This window comes from Streptomyces sp. NBC_00433 (assembly GCA_036015235.1).
In the GTDB taxonomy this organism is placed as follows: domain Bacteria; phylum Actinomycetota; class Actinomycetes; order Streptomycetales; family Streptomycetaceae; genus Actinacidiphila.
Map to the genome: position 1 here is coordinate 3,664,760 of CP107926.1, position 20,260 is coordinate 3,685,019.

At 72.4% G+C, this 20,260-nt stretch carries 15 protein-coding genes; 4 read left to right on the plus strand and 11 right to left on the minus strand.

The features are described from left to right. The first annotated feature begins 344 nt into the window (after nt 1–344). A complete protein-coding gene (locus OG900_15150) occupies nt 345–2,009 on the plus strand; it encodes a phospho-sugar mutase (protein WUH91313.1) in 1,665 nt (554 codons plus the stop codon). A 153-nt stretch (nt 2,010–2,162) separates the two neighbouring features. Here OG900_15150 and OG900_15155 read toward each other — a convergent pair whose 3' ends face one another. The 11 genes from OG900_15155 to OG900_15205 form a co-directional block, all read right to left on the minus strand. Further along, nucleotides 2,163–3,125: a phosphate ABC transporter ATP-binding protein gene (locus tag OG900_15155; GenBank protein ID WUH91314.1), complete on the minus strand. Its 963-nt coding sequence runs from the start codon at nt 3,123–3,125 to the stop codon at nt 2,163–2,165. An 84-nt stretch (nt 3,126–3,209) separates the two neighbouring features. Next, nucleotides 3,210–4,157: a sortase gene (locus tag OG900_15160; protein WUH91315.1), complete on the minus strand. Its 948-nt coding sequence runs from the start codon at nt 4,155–4,157 to the stop codon at nt 3,210–3,212. Nucleotides 4,158–4,263: 106 nt separating this feature from the next. Next, nucleotides 4,264–7,302 (minus strand): phosphate ABC transporter permease PstA, encoded by a 3,039-nt coding sequence (pstA, locus tag OG900_15165; protein ID WUH91316.1) that lies wholly within the window; start codon nt 7,300–7,302, stop codon nt 4,264–4,266. A 128-nt stretch (nt 7,303–7,430) separates the two neighbouring features. Further along, nucleotides 7,431–8,471 (minus strand): phosphate ABC transporter permease subunit PstC, encoded by a 1,041-nt coding sequence (gene pstC / locus OG900_15170; protein WUH91317.1) that lies wholly within the window; start codon nt 8,469–8,471, stop codon nt 7,431–7,433. A 221-nt stretch (nt 8,472–8,692) separates the two neighbouring features. After that, nucleotides 8,693–11,197, minus strand: coding sequence for a hypothetical protein (locus OG900_15175; protein ID WUH91318.1), 2,505 nt, complete (start codon nt 11,195–11,197; stop codon nt 8,693–8,695). A 294-nt stretch (nt 11,198–11,491) separates the two neighbouring features. Then, nucleotides 11,492–12,076: a hypothetical protein gene (locus OG900_15180; protein ID WUH91319.1), complete on the minus strand. Its 585-nt coding sequence runs from the start codon at nt 12,074–12,076 to the stop codon at nt 11,492–11,494. Nucleotides 12,077–12,194: 118 nt separating this feature from the next. Next, complete coding sequence (locus tag OG900_15185) at nt 12,195–13,247, minus strand: substrate-binding domain-containing protein (GenBank protein ID WUH91320.1); 1,053 nt, start codon at nt 13,245–13,247, stop codon at nt 12,195–12,197. A gap of 363 nt (nt 13,248–13,610) precedes the next feature. Continuing rightward, the gene (locus OG900_15190) at nt 13,611–14,054 is read right to left on the minus strand and encodes a hypothetical protein (GenBank protein ID WUH91321.1); all 444 of its coding nucleotides are present in this window, start codon (nt 14,052–14,054) and stop codon (nt 13,611–13,613) included. Nucleotides 14,055–14,131: 77 nt separating this feature from the next. Then, on the minus strand, nt 14,132–14,458 hold the full coding sequence (locus tag OG900_15195; GenBank protein ID WUH91322.1) for a hypothetical protein: 327 nt from the start codon (nt 14,456–14,458) through the stop codon (nt 14,132–14,134). A gap of 421 nt (nt 14,459–14,879) precedes the next feature. Next, entirely contained in the window at nt 14,880–15,272 is a 393-nt protein-coding gene (locus OG900_15200; GenBank protein ID WUH95766.1) for a DUF1508 domain-containing protein, read from the minus strand. A gap of 420 nt (nt 15,273–15,692) precedes the next feature. Further along, nucleotides 15,693–16,397 (minus strand): PH domain-containing protein, encoded by a 705-nt coding sequence (locus OG900_15205; protein ID WUH91323.1) that lies wholly within the window; start codon nt 16,395–16,397, stop codon nt 15,693–15,695. Nucleotides 16,398–16,845: 448 nt separating this feature from the next. Here OG900_15205 and deoC point away from each other — a divergent pair, with 448 nt between their 5' ends. The 3 genes from deoC to OG900_15220 are packed head-to-tail and all read left to right on the plus strand — an operon-like array spanning nt 16,846 to nt 20,235. After that, a complete protein-coding gene (gene deoC / locus OG900_15210; protein WUH95767.1) occupies nt 16,846–17,844 on the plus strand; it encodes a deoxyribose-phosphate aldolase in 999 nt (332 codons plus the stop codon). Between the two features lie 5 nt (nt 17,845–17,849). Then, the gene (locus OG900_15215; protein ID WUH91324.1) at nt 17,850–19,364 is read left to right on the plus strand and encodes an aldehyde dehydrogenase family protein; all 1,515 of its coding nucleotides are present in this window, start codon (nt 17,850–17,852) and stop codon (nt 19,362–19,364) included. Continuing rightward, on the plus strand, nt 19,351–20,235 hold the full coding sequence (locus OG900_15220) for an aldehyde dehydrogenase family protein (GenBank protein ID WUH91325.1): 885 nt from the start codon (nt 19,351–19,353) through the stop codon (nt 20,233–20,235). Before OG900_15215 ends, OG900_15220 begins: the two co-directional genes overlap by 14 nt. Nucleotides 20,236–20,260 lie beyond the last annotated feature (25 nt).

Consider the following 20,260-nt stretch of genomic DNA (forward strand, 5'->3'; position numbering starts at 1 on the left):
CCCAGGCGAAGCCCTGGGGGAGAACGGAGCGCCCCGCCGAAAAGGCGGGAAAGATGCGAACGCCACCGCAAGTGGCACCCACCCAGGGGCGCGTGGGGGTACCCCCAGGCGAAGCCCTGGGGGAGAACCGCGCGACCAACCACAGCGGACCGCAACTGTGAACGCAACAGGACGAGGCAGTACCCCAGGGGCGCGGGGAACTGCGCGACCAGCCACGATGGCGCCGCAGGCAAGCGACGCCACAGCAAGTGGCACCCACCCAGGGGCGCGTGGGGGTACCCCCAGGCGAAGCCCTGGGGGAGAACCGCGCGACCAACCACAGCGGACCGCAACTGTGAACCGGCATGGAGGCAACCGTGGAAGACCTGCTCGCTGAGGCTCAGGCGTGGGCAGCCGAGGACCCGGATCCGCAGACTCGGGCGGAGCTCGAGGACCTGCTGGTCCGGAAGGAAGTCGAGGAGTTGCGCGACAGGTTCGGCGGCACGCTGGAATTCGGCACCGCGGGCCTCCGCGGAGCGCTGGGCGCGGGCCCGAACCGGATGAACCGGGCCGTCGTGATCCGCGCGGCCGCGGGCCTGGCGGCCCACCTGCGCGGCAACGGCGGCACCGCCGCGGTCATCGGCTACGACGCCCGCCACAAGTCGTACGACTTCGCCCGCGACACCGCCGCGGTGATGACGGGCGCGGGCCTGCGCGCGTATCTGCTCCCCCGGCCGCTGCCCACCCCGGTGCTGGCGTACGCGATCCGCCATCTCGGCGCCGACGCGGGCGTGATGGTGACCGCGAGCCACAACCCGCCGCAGGACAACGGCTACAAGGTCTACCTGGGCGACGGCTCCCAGATCGTGCCGCCGGCGGACGCGGAGATCGCCGCCGAGATCGCGGCGGTCGGCCCGCTCGCGACCGTAACCCTGGCCGCGGACGGCTGGGAAGTGCTCGGCGAGGACGTGGTCGAGGCATATCTCGGGCGCGCGGTCGGAGTCCTCGCGGAGGGCGGCGCGCGCGAACTGTCCACCGTCTACACGCCGATGCACGGCGTCGGCCTGGAAACCCTGACCGCGGCCTTCGCACGGGCGGGCTTCCCCGCGCCGGTGGCCGTCGCGGAACAGGCCGCGCCCGACCCGGACTTCCCCACCGTCGCCTTCCCCAACCCGGAGGAGCCGGGGGCGATGGACCTGGCCTTCAAGGCCGCGCGGGACGCGAACCCCGATCTGGTCATCGCCAACGACCCGGACGCCGACCGGTGCGCGGTGGCTGTGCCCGACCCCGCCGCGGACGCGGGCTGGCGGATGCTGCGGGGCGACGAGTTGGGCGCGCTGCTGGCCGCGCACCTGGTGCGGCGGGGCGCCGCCGAGCCCGGCAGGGACGTCTTCGCGGCGAGCATCGTGTCGTCGTCGCTGCTGTCGAGGATCGCGGCCGCCGCCGGCCTCGGCTACGAGGACACGCTGACCGGCTTCAAGTGGATCGCCCGTGTCCCGGGCCTGCGGTACGGCTACGAGGAGGCGCTCGGCTACTGCGTCGACCCGGCCGGGGTCAGGGACAAGGACGGCGTCACGGCGGCGCTGCTGATCGCGGAGATGGCAGCCGAACTGCGGTCGGAGGGCCGTACGTTGGGCGATGTGCTGGACGAACTGGCCGTGGAGCACGGCCTGCACGCCACCGACCAGCTCTCGGCGCGGGTCGCCGACCTCTCCCTGATCAGCGACGCGATGGCGCGGCTGCGCGCCCACCCGCCGGCCGCGCTCGCGGGCCTGGACGTGGTGTCGGCCGAGGACCTCCAGCAGGGCGCGGGCGGCCTGCCCCCCACGGACGGCCTGCGCTACCGCCTCGCCGGGGACGCGGTGACCTCGGCCCGTGTCGTGGTCAGGCCGAGCGGCACGGAGCCGAAGATCAAGTGCTACCTGGAGGTCGTCGTCCCCGTGGGCACGGACGTGCCCGCCGCCCGCGCGCGGGCGGCGTCGCTGCTGGCCGCCCTCAAGCCCGACCTGGCCGCGGCGGCGGGCCTGTAGGCCGCGCAGGGGCGCGAGTCGGCCCCTGCGCGGTGCCGACCGCGCCCAGATACCTGGTGGACGAGCAGCCCGGCCCCGTGGCCCCGGCCCGTCCCGCCCTGCGCGGACCGGGCGGGGTGGGACGGGCTCAGCGCTTCCGGCCGCCGGGTGCGGCTAGCCGAAGCGGCCGTTGACGTAGTCCGCCGTGCGGGAGTCGACCGGGTCGCCGAAGACCTGCTCGGTGGCGCCGGTCTCGATGATGCGGCCGGGGGTGTCGTGGGTCGCCAGGAAGAACGCGCAGGACTGGGAGACCCGCTGGGCCTGCTGCATGTTGTGGGTGACGATGACGATCGTCAGGCGCCCGCGCAGCTCGGCGATGGTCTCCTCGACGCGCCGGGTGGAGGTCGGGTCGAGGGCCGAGCACGGCTCGTCCATCAGCAGCACGTCCGGTGAGACGGCCAGCGAGCGGGCGATGCAGAGCCTCTGCTGCTGGCCGCCGGAGAGCGATCCGCCCGGCGTGCTGAGCCGGTTGCGCACCTCGGTCCACAGGCCGGCCCTGATCAGGCTGGTCTCCACCAGGTGGTCGCGGTGGTCGCGGCTGACCTTGATCCCGGCGAGCTTCAGGCCGCTGGCGACATTGTCGTGGATCGACATGCCGGGGAACGGGTTGGGCCGCTGGAAGACCATGCCGATCCGGCGCCGCACGTCGGCCGGGCGGCGGCCGGACGCGTAGATGTCGGCGCCGTCCAGCAGCACCTCACCGGCCAGTGCCGCGCCACGCACCATCTCGTGCATCCGGTTGAGGATGCGCAAGTAGGTGGACTTGCCGCAGCCCGAGGGTCCGATCAGGGCGGTGACCTGGCCGGCCTGCATGCTCAGCGAGACCCGGTCGAGCACCTTGTGGGTACCGAACCAGGCGGACACCGCCCGGCTCTCCAGCGCGTAGAGGTTCGCGTCCGCGCCCCCTTCAGGGCCGCCGGACCCGGCGGTGGCCGGCCCCGGCCGGGACGGCGGTACGGGGGGAAGCACGACGGTGTCGGCCGCGTCGGGGTCGGCGGTGGACCCACGCGCTCCGGCTCCCACCGGAACGGGCTCCGCCTCCTGCGCCTGCCCGCCGGCAGCGCTGGTGTCGGTCATCGGTACTCCTTGGACGGTCGGTCGGGACGCGGGATGGGGACGCGGCGTGGTCGGGGGCGGTCGCCCCGGGCAGCGGGCAGGTGATCAGTAGAGGTTGGGCAGCAGGGCGGCGGCGTTCTCGTAGACGCACCACACCAGCGCGGCCAGCACCGGCGCGAAGATCAGGTAAAGGGCGCCGCGCGGTATTCGCCGCCCGGCGGCCGCGACCAGCAGGACCACCGCACCGAGCAGGCCCAGCGCCCAGAGCTGCACCGCGGGAAGGGCCGCGGTGTCGGAGGCGAGCGCGTGGTCGGTGTCGACGACGGCCGGACGGCCACCGGGGTTCGGCCGGCCGGTCCCGTTCAGCCGGGCGCCGACGAGCAGCGTGCGGGTGGGTATCCAGTCGGAGTCACCGGTGGCCAGGACCAGCCGGTCGGAGGCCGTGTCGGCGATCGGGTGGGAGCTGTCGCCGAAGGCGTTGACGGTGTAGGTGGACTCGCCCTGGCTTGTGGTGGTGTGGATGACGTCGCCGGTCCGCAGGTCGGTCAGGTCGGCGAACGGGGCGCCGAAGGTGGCGTGCCTCCCGAAGATCACACTGACGCCCTGCTGCCCCGGCAGCGCGGTGTCCCTGCGGTGGCCGGGGCCGCGCATCAGGTCGCGGCCGGTGGTCCCCTCGACGACCACGGCCTGGTGCAGTCCGATCGCCGGGATGTCGATGACGGCGACCGGTGCTCCGTCGGCGGCGGTGCCGACCGGGGCGACCGCGTTGGCGAGCTGGTGGGCGAAGGTTTTGTGCGCGGTGGACTGGAAGTGCCCCTCCTGGAGCCCCGAGGCGGCGAACAGGTAGCCGACGAAGCCCATCAGCAGCAGGCCGAGCAGGAGGCACGACAGGGCGGCCGTCACCGCTCCTGTCATCCGCAGGCCGAACCCGCGGGGCGAAGCGGCGGGGTCCGCCGCGCGGGGACGGCCGGGCGGCCCGGCGGGCAGGGGTGCGGGCCCGGACGTCCGGCCGCCGCCGGAGTCCGCCGCTTTCGCGAGAGTCGGCGTGCTCATGGCTGTGGATCCTCTTCTCTGGTGCGGCCGGACGCGGTGCGGTGTCGTCGGTCGGGGCGGTACGGGCAGCGGTGCGCCGCGGGGCGCGCCCCCGTCGTCCACCCGGTCATCCGCCCGGTCGCGGCCCGGGACCGGCGGCCGCCGAGCGGCGACGGCCGCGCAGGTAGTAGCCGAGTACCGGCGGCACGGTCACCACGGCGAGCAGTTCGAGGGCGGTCAGCGAGCTGAGCAGCCAGTCGTCGTTCCGGCCGGCCAGCGCGACCACGTCGGCCGGTACGGCAGATCCGCCGCCGCCCGCGGCGCCGCCCGAGCTGTCGGAGCCCGCGGTGGACACGACCTGGCCGGTCTGCGGGTCGATGACCTTGCCGGGGCCGCTGCCGCCGGAGGCACTGCCGCCGGAGGCGCTGCCGCCCGCGCTTCCGCCGCCTGTGGCGGTGGTGCCCGCGCTGCCGGACGACCCGCCGCCGCTCCCACCCGAGGTGCCGCCGCCGGACGAGCCGCTGCCGCCGGACGACCCGGCACCGGCCGTGACCGGCCTGCCGTGCTTCACGGTGCAGCTGAGCGGCGCGCCGGCCTTGTCGCAGGGGCTGGGCTGCGGGGCGTCGGTGAGGACGGTGAGCTTGCCGGCCGAGTTGAACGTCGGGTTGGCGCAGTTCGACAGCGTGTTGGGGTCGATACCACTGGCATTGCCCGGGATGTGGGAGACCTGGAGCAGGCCGCCCTTGACCAGCCCGCGCGGGATCGGCGAGTAGCCGAGCTGGCCTGCCTCGCCCTGCCCCGCGCAGAGGATGAAGCCGATGTAGCGACTGAGCGCCGACCCCTTCTTGGTGTCGAAGCGCGGAGGTATGCCCCGCTTCCCGCCCGTGCGCGGCACGATCAGGTAGCTGTAGCTGGAGATCGGGTACGAACGCGGGTCGCCCATGGTGTAGACGCCGTCGAGGTTCTGCTGGAGGAAGTTCGGGTCGCTGGGCGAGGTCTTGTCGTCCACCCCGCGGATCCTGGCGGCGGTCAGCGCCACGGCCACGTTGGACGGGCCGGGGAGGGTGTAGTAGCCGGCCGGGTTGAGGACCTTGACGACCGGCCAGTTGACCCGCTTGGCGTACGCGTACTCGTCGTAGCCGATCGTGCCCTCGCCGGTCTGCGACTGGACGTAGCTGGCCACGACGTCGGAGCCGTTCTGCGCGACCATCCGCCCGCTGGGCGGGTAGAACTCGGTGTAGTCGCCGCAGGTGCTGCTCAGGACGGACCGGCAGTAGGCGTCCCACTGGGCTTTGTGGGTGTGCTCCATGTAGCGGGTGAACTGCGCGGTCGCGCCGGAACCGTCGGACCGCACGACCGGGGTGATCGGGGTGTGCGGCAGGTTGGCGCCGTAGTCGTGCACGATCGCCGGGTCGTTCCAGTAGGTGATCTTGCCCGTGAATATCTTCACCAGCGTGTCGGTGGACAGTCGCAGGTTGGTGACCTGCTTGCCGGCGACCGTGAGGTGGTACATGAAGGCGGTGCCGCCTGCCGTCACCGGCACGTAGGAGAAGTCGTAGACCGGGTTCTCGGCGCCGTTGTACTGGCCGCCGGTGTTGCCCGCGTCGCCCGCGGTGCGGAAGGGCACGTCGGACGCGGTGAAGTCGTCCTGGCCCAGCGCCCACTGGGCGCGGCCGGCGGCCGAGCCGACCGCCGAGAAGTTGATGTTGATGCCCTGCGGCCCGACGTCCTGCCGCCACTGGTCGAGTGCCGGGCCGGCCCAGCTGGACCCGTCGCCGTTGAGCGAGGTGGCCGCGTCGGCCGTGCCGCTCTGCACCCCGAGCAGCGCCAGCGCGGCGGTCAGTACGGCGAGCAGCCGGGGCCAACGGCGGTACGCCCTGGGCGTTGTGGACATGGAGGCTCCTCCGGGCAGCGGGATGCCGAGGGTCGGAAGGACAGGGTCCGGCGGCCGGAGGGCGGCCGGCGACCGGCCCCCCTTGCGCAGGTCAGGGCCGCCGCTGAGTTCACGGCTGATCCGGCGCCGCCGGCGCCGGCTGAGGTCGCCCGGCCGGCGTCCGCCGAGGATCCGGGCGGTGACGAACAGCACCAGGACGACGGCCATCAGCGTCAGGGCCGCCGCGAAGGCCCGCGCCACCATGTCGGGCGCCGGGTACTTGACGTAGTTCCAGATGTACAGCGGCAGGCTGACCTGGTGGTCGGAGAACGGGTCGGCGTTCATCCCCGAGGTGAAGCCCGAGGTCAGCAGCACCGGCGAGGTCTCCCCCACACCGCGTGCCATGCCGAGCACCACGGCGGTCACCAGGCCGGGCCTGGCGGTGGGCAGCACCACGTTCAGCACGGTGCGCCACTGGCTGCCGCCCAGTGCGTACGACGCCTCCCGCAGGGTGCCCGGGACCAGTCGGATGACGACCTCGGCGGCGCGGGTCACGATCGGCATCATCATCACGGTCAGCGCCAGCGAGGCGGCGAAGCCGCTCTTCTGCAGGCCGAGGGTGAGGATGACCACGCCGAGGATGAACAGGCCGGCCACGATGGACGGCAGCGCCGTCATCGCCTCCACCACGGTGCGGACCGGGCGGGCCAGCCGGCCGCCGATCTCCGACATGAAGACCGCGGCGGCGATGCCCAGCGGGACGGCGAACAGCGTGGCCAGGCCGAGCTGTTCCAGCGAACCGACGATGGCGTTGAGCGCACCGCCCGAGGTGATCGGTGAGAGTGTGGCGGTGGACTGCATGGTCTGGGTGAAGAAGTTCAGGTGCGAGGCGGCGTGCTCGCCGCGGAAGAGCACGTAGCCGACCTGGTCGGCGATCAGCGCCACCACCAGCAGTCCCGCGGTAGCCACCGTGGTCTGGATCAGCCGGTCGCGGGCGGTCCTGGCGTCCCACATCAGGCGGGCGACACCCCAGGCCATGGCCAGGAAGTTCAGGTACCAGCAGAGCAGGAAGCCGAAGGCGCCGCTGAAGGGCAGCAGCCGTTCGTAGAGCAGCCAGGTGAAGGCCAGGGAGCCGCCGGCCGCGCCGATCAGGGCGCCGGTGCCGCCGTCACCCGCGCCGCCGAGCCGGACCCGGACCTCGGGGGCGGTCGCCGGGTCGGGCTGCGGGCGGGAGGCGGCCCCGCGCCCGGTCTCCTGCGGCGCTTTCCGCGCCGCGGGCTCCAACGTGGTCATGGGTGCGTACTCCTGCTCTGTGCGGTCCGCCGGGTGGGAGCCGGCCGGCGTCGGGTTCCCGGGCTCGGGTCAGGTGGACGGGTGACTTCTCCGGGTGCTGCTCCGGTGGGTCTGATGCGCACTGCGGCTCAGTCCGCCGTCGCCGCGCCGGACCTGGAGCGTCCGATGATCACCGCGGCCCCCACGTTGACCAGCAGCGTCAGCATGAAGAGCACCAGTCCCGCGGCCATCAGCGCGGACAGCGACAGCGGGTCGGACTCGCCGAAGCGCAGCGCGATCAACGCGGAGATCGAGTTGGCCCCGTTCTCCAGAACGTGCGAGGTGACGTGGAAGGAGGGCGAGATGATCAGCGCGACGGCGATGGTCTCGCCCATCGCCCGGCCGAAGCCCAGCATCACCGCACCGATCACACCGCCCCGCCCGAAGGGCAGCACCACGCTGCGGACCATCCCCCAGCGGGTGCTGCCCAGGGCGTAGGCGCCCTCCCGTTCGCCCTGCGGGGCCTGCGAGAAGACCTCCCGGCTGAGCGAGGTCATGATGGGGATGATCATCAGCGAGACCACCGTCCCCGCGATGAACGCGGACGAGGTGTACGAGGTGTCGATGTCGCCCGTGCGCACCTTGAGGAAGGGGACGGCCCCGCCCGGGTGCATGGTCAGCCAGCGGACGAAGCCGACGATGCGCGGCTGGAGGAAGAACAGCCCCCACAGCCCGTAGACGATGCTGGGGATCGCCGCCATCAGGTCCACCAGCGAGACCAGCGTGGAGCGGATGCGCACCGGGGCGTACTCGGAGATGTACAGCGCGGCGGCCAGCGAGACGGGGACGGCGATCACCAGCGCCACCAGGGCGATGATGATGCCGTCGGGGAGTACGGCGGCAATGCCGAAGACGTGCGACTGCGTCTGCCACTTCGACTCGGTGAAGAAGGACCAGCCGGCCACCCGCAGGGCTTTGAGGCCCCGGTAGAACAGGAAGAACGCGATGAGCCCCATGATCGCGAAGACCGAGAGACCCGCGCCCCGCAGCACCCACCGGAAGACCTGGTCGCCGGGCGCGACCGGTGCCGAGATGCTGCGCGGCCGGTCCGCCTCGCGCCAGTCGCCGCCGGGCTCGCCGACTCCTTCTGTGACGTCGGACGGCTCGGGGTCCGGGGCGGCGAATGCCATGATCGACTGCACTCCTCGGCTGGTTTCTGCGACGGGCGTCCGCCCACCGGGCGGTGCTGCGGCGCCCACCGGGCGGTGCTCAGCGGTGGCGACAGATACATTCGCGCGGCTACGGGAGACCGATGACGGTCCTGCGGGTGAACGCGGCCACAACAGGGGCGGGCGCGGGCGGGTCGCGGGCGGCGGGGGGAACCGCCGTCCGCGACCCGGCCGGCTCCGGGTCAGCGGCCCGGCCTGAGGCGGCCGAGCCCGCGCCGGGCCGCGGCGGAGGCGTCACGCGACCGCCGCCGCAGGGTCTCCCCGGCAGGGGTGCCGGTCAGGACGAGCACCGCCGGGGCGCCGAGCAGCAGGACCGCACCCGCGATCAGCAGCGCGGGCAGCACGAACCGCGCCCCGCCGGCCCGGTCCGGGTCGAGCGCTCCCGACGCGGCGGGTTGAGCGTCTTCCAGCGGCCCGCCGTTCCTGGCTGTCGGCAATCCGGCACCGCCGGACGCCGTCACGCCCCCGGCCGCGGTGCCGCCCGCGCCGCCGGATGCCGAGCCGCCGGTGGTCCCGCCACCGAGGCCGCCGGACGCCGAGCCGCCGCCGCCCGCACCGCCGGACGCGCCGCCGCCCGAACCTCCGCCCGCGGAACCCCCCGTGCCGGTCGGCCCGACCTGGTTGCCGGGCAGTGCGCCGTCCTGGCTCTGCACATGTCCGACGGCGGCCTGCGCCTGCTTGTGCTGGGAGGCTGTCAGGTCGAGGAATCCGGCCGCGAGTTGTCCCGGCTGGAAGCCGTACACCTGCCCGGCGGACGGGTCGGTGGCGCGGGAGACGAACTGGCCGATCCTGTCCGCCTTCTTCTGCGGCAGCCCCTTGGTCGGCAGCATCGCGTACTGCACCGCCGCCAGCGGGTAGGCGGCCGCGTCCCTGCTGAAATCGGTACGGGGCTTCCCGTACGGCAGTGTCTGGGTCCCGGTCCTGGCGTCCACCGGCATGTCGTCGACGGCGGCCTGCAGACCGTCCGCGGTCGGGGCGACGAACGAGCCCGCCGGATTCTGCAGTTCGGCCTCAGGCAGCGAGAACGTCTTGGCCTGCCCGGAGTCCACGATGCCGAGCACCACCCGCTGTCCGGTCAGCTGGGCCTCGCAGTGCCCGTCCTCCCGTGCGCCGCCCGCGCGGAAGGTCACGGTGTTGCAACTGGGCTGGGCGTTGAGTACATGCCGTGCCACCTGGCCGAGACCGCCGATCAGCGGGTTCCACTCCAGCTGCTTGCGGTAGGACACACCCAGGCCGCCGTTGTCGTACTTCCCGGTCGCGTCCTGCGGGACGAACGAGTCGATCGGGTAACCGGGGTAGGCCGGCCGCAGGTAGAAGGTGTCCAGGTGCATGCCCCACGGGTCGGGCATCCCTTGGAGGAACTGCTCCGCCTTGGGGTCCGCCGCGATCCAGGAGGTCAGCTGCTGCACCAGGTCGGTGGTGCCGCCCACGACGACGGGCAGCGAGTACGGGTTGCCGCAGGCCGGCCAGTTCGGCCCGTTCTGCGGGTCGCTCGGGTTCAGCTGGACGAACTCCGGGTCGTCGAAGAGGCAGGCGGGGTTGCCGTCCACCGAGGCGAACGCGGGATCCCCCGGCTTGACGCCCTGGTCGCCGACGTAGGACTGGGTGAGCAGCTTGGCCAGCAGCCTGGCGTTGAGGCGCATGTGCGTGATCTGCGCGCCGGTCTTGTCGTCGTCCACCACGAAGACCACCGAGATCCCGGTGTTCGCCAGCGGCGCGTAGACGTACGGGCGCGGCGCGTCACCGGTGTCGGGGAGCGCGGTGAGCGCGACGTCGCTGCCCAGCTTCTGCAGGAACTGCGCCCTGGCCTGCGGCTCGCCGCCGCTGGGGGTGTACTGGACGCTGAGCGGCGAGGAACCGTTGCAGAAGCCGGAACGCCACTGCTGCATCGCCCGGTTGGCCATCTCCAGGCCTTGGACGGTGAAGTCGGCCGCGGTCGCCCTGCAGTCCGTCGGCGTGGTCGCGAACGTCAGCGGCACGGTCACCCGGTTCGCCCAGGCGCACGACTCGCCGTCGGCGTAGCCGGTCTGGAAGTCCTGCCCGGTGATGACGCTGTCGGTCGCCTCCACGTCGGTGTCGAAGGTGTGGTCGTCGCACTTGGCGGCACTGCCGGCGGCGTCCACGTCCCATGCGTCGCCGCCGTAGTTGGCCTCCACCACGAGCGAGCAGGGGTGGTGGGGGTCGCAGCCCAGTGTCTGGCTCTGCTCGGCGGTCCACACCTCTATATCGGCCGAGCCGGTGCCGTCGGCGTGCGTGAAGGACACCTGTGCGTTCGTCGGGAACTCCGGCGCGGTGCTGCCCGCCCCGGGCTGCGTCTGGTCGAAGCCCTTGGCGGCGTCGGCGTTGTACAGGCTGCTGCCGTAGCAGTCGGTGATCTTCGGTGTGGTCCCCCGGCACTGGTAGACCCGTACAGGGAACGCGTGCGCGGCGTCGTTGGGCCGGATGAACATCGGGTCGTTGGTGGTCGGCGTGAACCCGCTCCATGAGACGTGCACGACCTGGTCGGTGAGGTTGGTGGTCTGGCTCACCGTGACCGAGCCCGGCTGCCCCTTGGTCTGGGTGTCCGGGTCCCATCGCTCGGGGCCCGGCACCGTCGTCCCGGTGGCGGCCTGCGCGGTCGGGGCCGTGTGCGCGCCCGGCGGCAGCGCGGCGAGGAACCCCAGCAGCAGTACGGCGCACGGCACCATCGCAAGGACTCTGCGAAACCTCCCCCCGGTGCGGGGCGTGCGATGCGCTCGCTGTTCCATGACGGGCGTTCCCTTCTGCGTTCCCTGCGGGGTTCCTGCGGGGTTCCTTGCGGCGATTCAGCGGCGATTCCCGCCGCGTTCCTTGCGACCCGCGGAAAACCACGCAGGCTCCGCCCCATTGCGCCCGCAGCGGGTGACGAATGACGGTCCATCAGGTGTACGAGGCGACAACACCGCCGCGCGCGGGGCGGACGCCACGGGGTCCGCTCCGCGCGCGGGCGAGCCGATCTGCGTTCAGCTCGCAGGGGTGAAGGTGAGCACCAGTGAGCCGACCGAGTCGCCGGCCGCGAAGAAGCCGGTCTTCAGCTTGGTGTTGAGGAAGTCGGCGCCCGCCGGGTCCAGGTCCACCTCGGAGGCGTTGAAGACCGCGCCCGTGCCGACCTTGTCCACCCGGATGTCGCCCGTCGGCACGAACAGCGGCACGGCGGTGGTCCCGCCCGTGGGGACGCCGGTGATCTGGTCGTTGTAGAGGTCGTAGGAGAGCTGGGAGAAAGTCACCGAGCGCAGCGTCTTCGCGTCCAGCACCAGCAGCGCGCCGCCGAACTGGGCGGTCCCGTAGTAGCCGGTCAGGTTGGCGTCGCCGCCGGTGACCGGGAAGGTGGCGGAGACACCGGTCGTACCGGAGTAGGACGCGGTCGCCGAGGGCAGCGGCACGGCGATGATGCCCTGGGCGGCGGCGTTCACCAGGAAGGTGTTGCTCTCCGAGATGACCGCGCTGCCGGAGGCCGGCGTCGCAGCGGACGCCTGGCCGGCGAAGCCGAGGGCGAGCAGGGAGGCCGCGGCAAGTGCGAGCGACGTGGCGTTGCGCAGGTTCTTCATGGTCTCTCCTGGATAGCTGGGACTTCGATGGGGCCGGGCCGGCGCCGGAAGGATGTCTGGCGCCGGCCCGTCGAGAGGTGGAGAAGGGGTCGGTCAGGGTGTTCCGTCGGTCAGGGTGTTACGGGTGGGTGATCGCGCCGCACAGGGCCAGCGGGAGGAACCCGTAGCTCTTGAGGTCGGCCTGCGCGGTGGCGTTCTTGCAGATCCAGCCGGTCGAGCTGAAGATCGCCTTCAGCGCGGTGGCGTGCGCGTCACCGGCGGTCCAGTCGGCGTCGCGCACGACGTTGTAGACGCTCCTGCCGTAGGCGCTGGTGGCGAACGACGAGGTGATCACGTGCGTGGTGGGGTCGACCGGCACGATGATCGGCGTCTGGCTGGTGCCGCCGATGTTACGGACGGTCAGCGGGCCCTGGACGTCGTTGCCGGAGCCGTGGCCGCCGTAGACCTGGCCGATGTAGTGGGCGACGGAGTAGGGGACCACCGCGTTGTTGTCGTGGAGGAGCACGTTGCTGCCCTCGTTCTCCTCGACGGTGGTGTTCACGCACGACGGCTGCGGGTCGGCGTTGGACAGGCCGAGCACGTTCATGAAGAACGAGCGGGTACCCGAGCCGTTCTGCGGCAGGAAGGGCTTGATCGTGGCGTTCGGCGCCACCCAGGTGCCACCGACGTCCGTGATCTGGTTCCAGTTGGTGATGCTGCAGTTGTAGATGCCCTTGAGGTCCGCGGTGCTCAGGTTCGGCGGGGCGTTGCCACCGGACTGCGCGGCCCAGGTCACCGCGTCCTTGGCGTAGGCGATGAAGTCGTCGGTGGTCAGCTGGCCGGCGGCCGGGCCGCCCGAGGAGCGGGCGAAGTCCACAGTGGTCTTCGTGGTGTTCTGCAGCGCCGTGACACCCGCACCGGAGCCGTTCGGACGCGGGTTGAGCGAGGTCGCACCGGTCTTGGTGGTGATCGGGGAGGTGCCCGTCGCGTCCCAGCTGTAGAGCTTGGGGGTGCCGGTGTAGTCGGCGGAGAACTTGTTGAAGAGGGCCTGGGTGGTGTCCGAACCCACACCGACGATGTCGGTGGCAGCGGGGGTGACGCCGGCGGGGGGGTCGGCGGAGGCGGGGCCGGCCAGCGTCACGAGGGAGACGAGCGCGGCGGCGGAGAGCAGAGCGACAGCAGTCTTACGCATGGTGCGTTTCCTCCAGGAGGAAGTGGCTTGCATGTCGGACCGGATCCTTGTCGGACCCGGTGCGGGAGCCACACCCGAACGGCTCCCAGCGGCACCGAGCTTCACCGACGGCCGACCGGGCGCCAAGTACCGTGCGTCGCGGCCGAGTCGGCCCGCCCGGTGCGCGGGCCGACCGCCCGTAGCGGCGTTTGCGCTGCTCGCAGGCCGTACGCCGGCTGCTTGGGGAGCGCCCTCGCGAGCAGCGCACGGCACCGTACGTGCTTCTCGCGGTGGGGCTTTGAGCCAGTTCGGGATACCTCTCGTTCACCGTCGCTGTGACCCTCGCCGTCGCTGTCGCCGCACCCGTCGCCCTCGCCGTCGCCCTCAGCGGCTCGCGGTGAGGACCCCGGCCCACGCCTCCGGCGACAGGTCGTCGAGCGCGCGCAGGAAACCCTCCATCCCCTTGCGACACTGGTCCTGCCGCAGATAGCTCCGGGCGCTGGAGGCGATCGGATCGCCCTCCCGGACCCCCGCCCTGCGCGCGGGCAGCCGGGCCGTCCACGACCAGCGGCCGAGGCGTTGCACCACGGCGTACTGCAGCACCCGCCGGTCGGCCCTCAACTCCCGCAGTGCCGACGCGAGTTCGCGCTCGTCCCGATACCGGGTCGCCGAGCACGCCATGTGCCTTCCGTTCGCGGCCACCAGCGACCAGCCCACCGTGCCCGCCGCGTCGTGCGACGTCAGCAGCCTGGGCCGGCGCCGCGCCCGCTCGATCCCGCCGGTCACGTCCCCGTCCTCGCCGCGGAGTCCCGACCACTGCGCCACCATCTCCTGCTACGTCCTTCCGTCGGGCCGGGGCGGCGGTCGAGCCGGTGGAGAACCGGCCCGACGTCGTGGAGCCGGGATCAGGCCTGCGCCGACGCCCGCTGCTCCTCGTCCCCCGACGGGGCGCCCAACAGGGCGATGAACTTTCGGAACGCGCCCTGGCAGGTGGCGTAGCGCTCATAGGCCCGCGGTGAACGGGCCAGCGCCCGCCCGTGCGGACCGGGCACCGTCCACACCCAGCCGACGCCCTCCTTCTCGTGCAGGATCCGCGCGAGGTGGTCCGCACCGTCGTCCCGGAGCGCCACGCACGCGCTGAACGCGTCCTGGGCCGTTCTGAAATGGGCGGGAGAGACGGCCACGACCCGTCCGTTCTGAGCCTTCAGCCGCCACTCGTACAGTCCGTCCACGGACTTCTCCGCGGTGAAACGCCCCCTGCCTCTTCGCGCCTGCTCTCCACCCGACATCTCCACAAGCTCCATTGGCATTCCCCTCACCCGAGTGACCTCCTGCCGCGTCGCTGCCCGTTCCCGGCCAGGAGGTACGAGGACTCCCGGCCGGGAGGTACGAAGGCGGGGCGCAACCGAGCGCTACGCGCGGAGATCGAGGGCGGAGCCGCTCCCCGGCGGCACCGCGGAAACCGGACCGCCGCCACTGCGGAGGGCCGGTGGAACAGCCGATCGGGCACAACGGAACGGGCGACGACAAGTCCCCCGCCGACACCCGCTGCTCACGCCCGTGTTCGCATCGTCACGGAACGACGCTCCGGGGGTACGGTGGCCGGGCATGCACGTCAAGGTGAACAACAGCACCCGTAGGGGCAACTTCGGCTCAGTCCGCGCCGCCGCGGAGCGCCGCGTCGGCCGCGCCGAGCCCCAGCAGCAGGACTCGGAACCTCTCTAACGCCGCCTGGCACGTCGAGTGCCGCTCGTAGGCACGCGCGGACACCGCGTGCACCTGGCCGTCGGGGCCGCGCAGCCGCCAGACCCAGCCGTTGGACTCGGCGGCGTGCCGGACTCCGCCGGCCAGGCCCGCCGCCTGCTCGCACAGCACCGCGAACGCGGCTCTGCAGTGCGCGTCGTCCGGATAGGTCCGCGCCCCCAGCGCGATCACCCGGCCGTTGTTGGCGGTCAACCGCCATGAGAACCGACCGTCCTCGTCGACATCGATCCGGCACCGAGTACCCGTCCCCTTGGTACTCGCACCCCCGACTTCCCCTGACACCACGCCACCCACCCCTTGCCCTCGCCTTTACAGCTCGTGCAGCACGGGCAATGTATGTGGCAGGTGATAGTTCAGCAGTGCCTCACAGGTTGCCTGCGGCATCCTTCACCGTGAAGTTGCCCCTCGTTCACGAACGGTCACTATGGGTGGCGAGAACGCTTCCATGCTGGGCTCGGGGGGGGTTGGAAGTGCCTCTTGCGGTGGGTCGCTCGGCTGCGGCGCCGTCGTGGTCGTGCGCGCAGTTCCCCGCGCCCCTTTGGGCTTGCGTCCTCTTGCGGCCAGGGCGTTGGCACCTGACAGGGGGCAGGGGCGTTGCCCTCCGGGCGGAGGGTGAGCGTTTTTTGGGGGCGCGGGGAACTGCGGGACAAGCCCACCACCGGTGGAAGGTCCGGGGAACAGGGGGCGAGGAGTCCCCCGGGGCTAGCCGATGGCCAGGAGGACGATCAGGACGATCGCGCCGGCCGCCGCGGGGGCCAGGACCTCCCAGCACCAGCGCACCACCGGCGCGGTGGCCTCCTCGGCGCCCGCCGGGGTCTCGGCCCGCTCGGCCAGCTCACGGAGTTCGGAGAGCGCCTGGTCCGACCAGGCACGGATGGTCGGGTCGACGCCCGGAGCGGGTCGCGGCGTACGGCCGTACGCGGGCCGGCGCCCCGCGCCCGGCGTGAAGGCGTCGTCACCGGCCGCCTTCACCTTCGCATCCTGCCGAGCGGCCCGCTTGCGCGCGCGCAGCGAGACCGGGATGGCCCAGAGCTGGTACTTCTTGCCGCCCGCCAGCAGCTCGGTGGAGTACGAGGAACGCACCGCGTCCACTCCGGCCCACGGCACCGTGATCGACCGGAACGGATTCCTGATCCGGATCCGGTCGGAGTTCGCGAAGACCGCGGGGCGCAGCGTGAGCCCCACGATCAGCGGCAGCGCGAGCAGCAGGGCCGCGATGGCCAGCCACGGGGTGTGGCCCTTGCCGTTGGCGATGGCGTCGCCGCCGAGCCAGCCGGCGACGGCGATCAGGCCCACCCCGCCGACCATGCCGGCCATCGAGCGGTAGACGCGGTCGGCGTACTGGGGCTGTCCGGTACCGGTGCCGCCGGTCGGCGGCTTCGGGGGGTCGGACCTGGGACTCGTCATAACGATCGATTGTGCCCGACGCTGATGCCCTGCCGGGCCACGACCCGGTTGCGTTCCCGTCTCGACGTACCGTCGCCTCACCGGGGCGGGCCCCGTGATCCCCGGGCGGCCTCTTGCGGTGCGCTGCTTGCCTCCGGGCCGGTGGGGGCATCTCGCGCGGTTCCCCGCGCCCCTGGGGTGGGTGCCGCGTCCTGTCGCGATCACAGTCCCGGTACGTCGTGGCTGGTCGCGCAGTTCCCCGCGCCCCTGGGGTGGGTGCCGCGTCCTGTCGCGATCACAGTGCCGGTGCGTCGTGCTTGCGGGCGACGTTCCCGGCGCTCCTGGGAGACGCTCGCCCGCGTGGGCACGCCCCCCGGGAGGTCGGGAGGGTACCCTCCCGAGGTGGGTTCGGGGCGGAGGTGCGCGGGTGGTGTATCGCTACGCGCGTAGATATGCTGGGCTGGTGACCATGTCCTCAGTTATTCCCGCATATGGCCCCGACGCCCCCGGGCGGCTGGCCGGCCTCGCCGATGTCACGGCGTCGGACGCCGCGCTGCGGCGGTTCCTGCACGGGCTGCCCGGCGTCGACGCCGTCGGCCTCGAAGCCAGGGCCGCAGGCCTCGGCACCCGGTCGATCAAGACGACGGCGAAGGCGTACGCCATCGACCTGGCGATCTCGATGATCGACCTGACGACCCTGGAAGGGTCGGACACCCCCGGCAAGGTCAGGGCGCTGTGCGCCAAGGGCCGCAGGCCTGATCCGACGGATCCGGGGACGCCGCACGTCGCGGCGATCTGCGTGTATCCCGACATGGTCGCCGTGGCGCGCGAAGCGCTGGGCGAAGGCTCGGGGATCAGCGTCGCGTCGGTCGCGACCGCCTTCCCGGCCGGGCGCGTGGCGCGGCCGGTCAAGCTCGCCGACACCGCGGACGCGGTCGCCGCGGGGGCCGACGAGATCGACATGGTCATCGACCGCGGCGCCTTCCTGTCGGGTCGCTACATGGAGGTCTTCGAGGAGATCAGGGCCGTCAAGCAGGCCTGCGCGAGGCCTGACGGGACCGCCGCCCACCTGAAGGTGATCTTCGAGAACGGCGAGCTGTCGACGTACGACAACATCCGCCGCTGCTCGTGGCTGGCGATGCTGGCCGGCGCGGACTTCATCAAGACCTCGACCGGCAAGGTCGCGGTGAATGCCACCCCGCCGAACACGCTGCTGATGCTGGAGGCGGTGCGGGACTTCCGCGACGCGGTCGGCGTGCAGGTCGGCGTCAAGCCGGCCGGCGGCATCCGCACGTCGAAGGACGCGATCAAATACCTGGTGATGGTCAACGAGACCCTCGGTGACGACTGGCTCTCGCCCGACTGGTTCCGCTTCGGCGCCTCCAGCCTGCTCAATGATCTGCTGATGCAGCGGCAGAAGCTCAGCACCGGCCGGTATTCCGGCCCCGACTACGTCACGGTGGACTGATCGTCATGGCCAACCACAACACCCAGCGGAAATTCGCCTACGCGCCCGCGCCCGAGTCGCGCGCGGTGGTCGATCTGGCCCCGTCCTACGGGCTGTTCATCGACGGCGAGTTCACCGACGCCGCCGACGGCACCGTCTTCAAGACCGTCTCGCCGTCCAGCGAGGAGGTGCTCGCCGAGGTCGCCAGGGCCGGCGACGCCGACGTGGACCGGGCCGTGAAGGCGGCCAGGAAGGCGTTCCTGAGCTGGAGCGCGCTGCCGGGCGCCGAGCGCGGCAAGTACCTGTTCCGTATCGCCCGCATTCTCCAGGAGCGCTCGCGCGAGCTGGCCGTCCTGGAGTCGCTGGACAACGGCAAGCCGATCCGCGAGACGCGTGACGTCGATCTCCCGCTGGTCGCCGCGCACTTCTTCTACTACGCCGGCTGGGCCGACAAGCTCGCTCACGCCGGTTACGGCCCCGACCCGCGCCCGCTGGGGGTGGCCGGGCAGGTCATCCCGTGGAATTTCCCGCTGCTGATGCTGGCCTGGAAGATCGCGCCCGCGCTGGCCGCGGGCAACACGGTGGTGCTGAAGCCGGCCGAGACGACACCGCTGTCCGCGCTGTTCTTCGCCGACATCTGCCGGCAGGCGGGCCTGCCGCGCGGGGTGGTCAACATCCTGCCCGGTTACGGTGACGCGGGCGCCGCGCTGGTCGCGCACCCGGACGTCGACAAGGTCGCCTTCACCGGCTCAACCGAGGTCGGCCGGGCCATCGCCCGTACGGTCGCGGGGTCGCGCAAGAAGGTCACGCTCGAACTGGGCGGCAAGGCCGCGAACATCGTCTTCGACGACGCGCCGATCGACCAGGCCGTCGAGGGCATCGTCGACGGCATCTTCTTCAACCAGGGCCATGTGTGCTGCGCCGGGTCGCGGCTGCTGGTGCAGGAGTCGGTGCAGGAGGAGGTGCTCGACGCGCTCAAGCGGCGGATGGGCACGCTGCGGGTCGGCGACCCGCTGGACAAGAACACCGACATCGGGGCGATCAACTCCGCGGAGCAGCTGGCCAGGATCACCGCGCTGGCCGAGGCGGGCGAGGCCGAGGGCGCCGAGCGCTGGGCGCCGGCCTGCGAACTGCCCTCCGCCGGCTACTGGTTCGCGCCGACCCTCTTCACCGGTGTCACCCAGGCCCACCGGATCGCCCGCGAGGAGGTCTTCGGCCCGGTGCTGTCCGTCCTGACCTTCCGCACCCCGGCCGAGGCGGTCGAGAAGGCCAACAACACGCCGTACGGCCTGTCGGCCGGCATCTGGACCGAGAAGGGCTCGCGCATCCTGTCGATGGCGAGCAAGCTGCGGGCCGGCGTGGTGTGGGCCAACACCTTCAACAAGTTCGACCCGACCTCGCCTTTCGGCGGTTACAAGGAGTCCGGCTACGGCCGGGAAGGCGGCCGGCACGGCCTGGAAGGCTACCTGGCCGGAGCGGCCGACCACGCGGCGGGCGAACTCGCGAGCGAGAAGGAGAGCGCGACCAATGAAGGTGTCTGAGCAGCAGTCGCGCCTTGCGGTGTTCAAGACCTACAAGCTTTACGTGGGAGGCAGGTTCCCGCGTTCCGAGAGCGGCCGGGTGTACGAGGTGACGGACTCCAAGGGCGGCCATTGGCTGGCCAACGCACCGCTGTCGTCGCGCAAGGACGCCCGTGACGCGGTGGTCGCGGCCCGCAAGGCGGTGCCCGGCTGGTCCGGCGCGACGGCGTACAACCGCGGGCAGGTGCTCTACCGCGTCGCGGAGATGCTGGAGGGCCGCCGCGAGCAGTTCGCCCGCGAGGTCGCCGACGCCGACGGGCTGTCGAAGTCCAAGGCCGCCGCGGCGGTGGACGCGGCGGTGGACCGCTGGGTCTGGTACGCCGGGTGGACCGACAAGATCGCCCAGATCGCGGGCGGCGCCAACCCGGTGGCCGGCCCCTTCTTCAACCTCTCCACCCCGGAGCCGACCGGCGTGGTGGCGGTGCTGGCCCCGCAGGAGTCCTCGCTGCTCGGCCTGGTCTCCGTGCTGGCCCCGGTGATCGCCACCGGCAATGCGGCCGTCGTGGTCGCCGCCGAGGGCGCCCCCCTCCCGGCGCTGTCCTTCGGCGAGGTCCTGGCCTCCTCCGACGTGCCCGCCGGTGTGGTGAACATCCTCTCCGGCCGCACCGCGGAGCTGGCCGCACCGCTGGCCGCCCACCAGGACGTCAACGGCCTGGACCTGACCGGCGCGGCCGCCGCGCTCGCGGTGGACCTGGAGGTGGCGGCGGCCGACACGCTCAAGCGCGTCCGCCGCCCCTCCCCCGCGCCGGAGGACTGGACCGCCGACCCCGGTACGGGCCGCCTGACGGCCTGGCTGGAGACGAAGACGGTGTGGCACCCGATCGGCGTCTGACGCCGGTCGTCCCACGGCGGTCGTC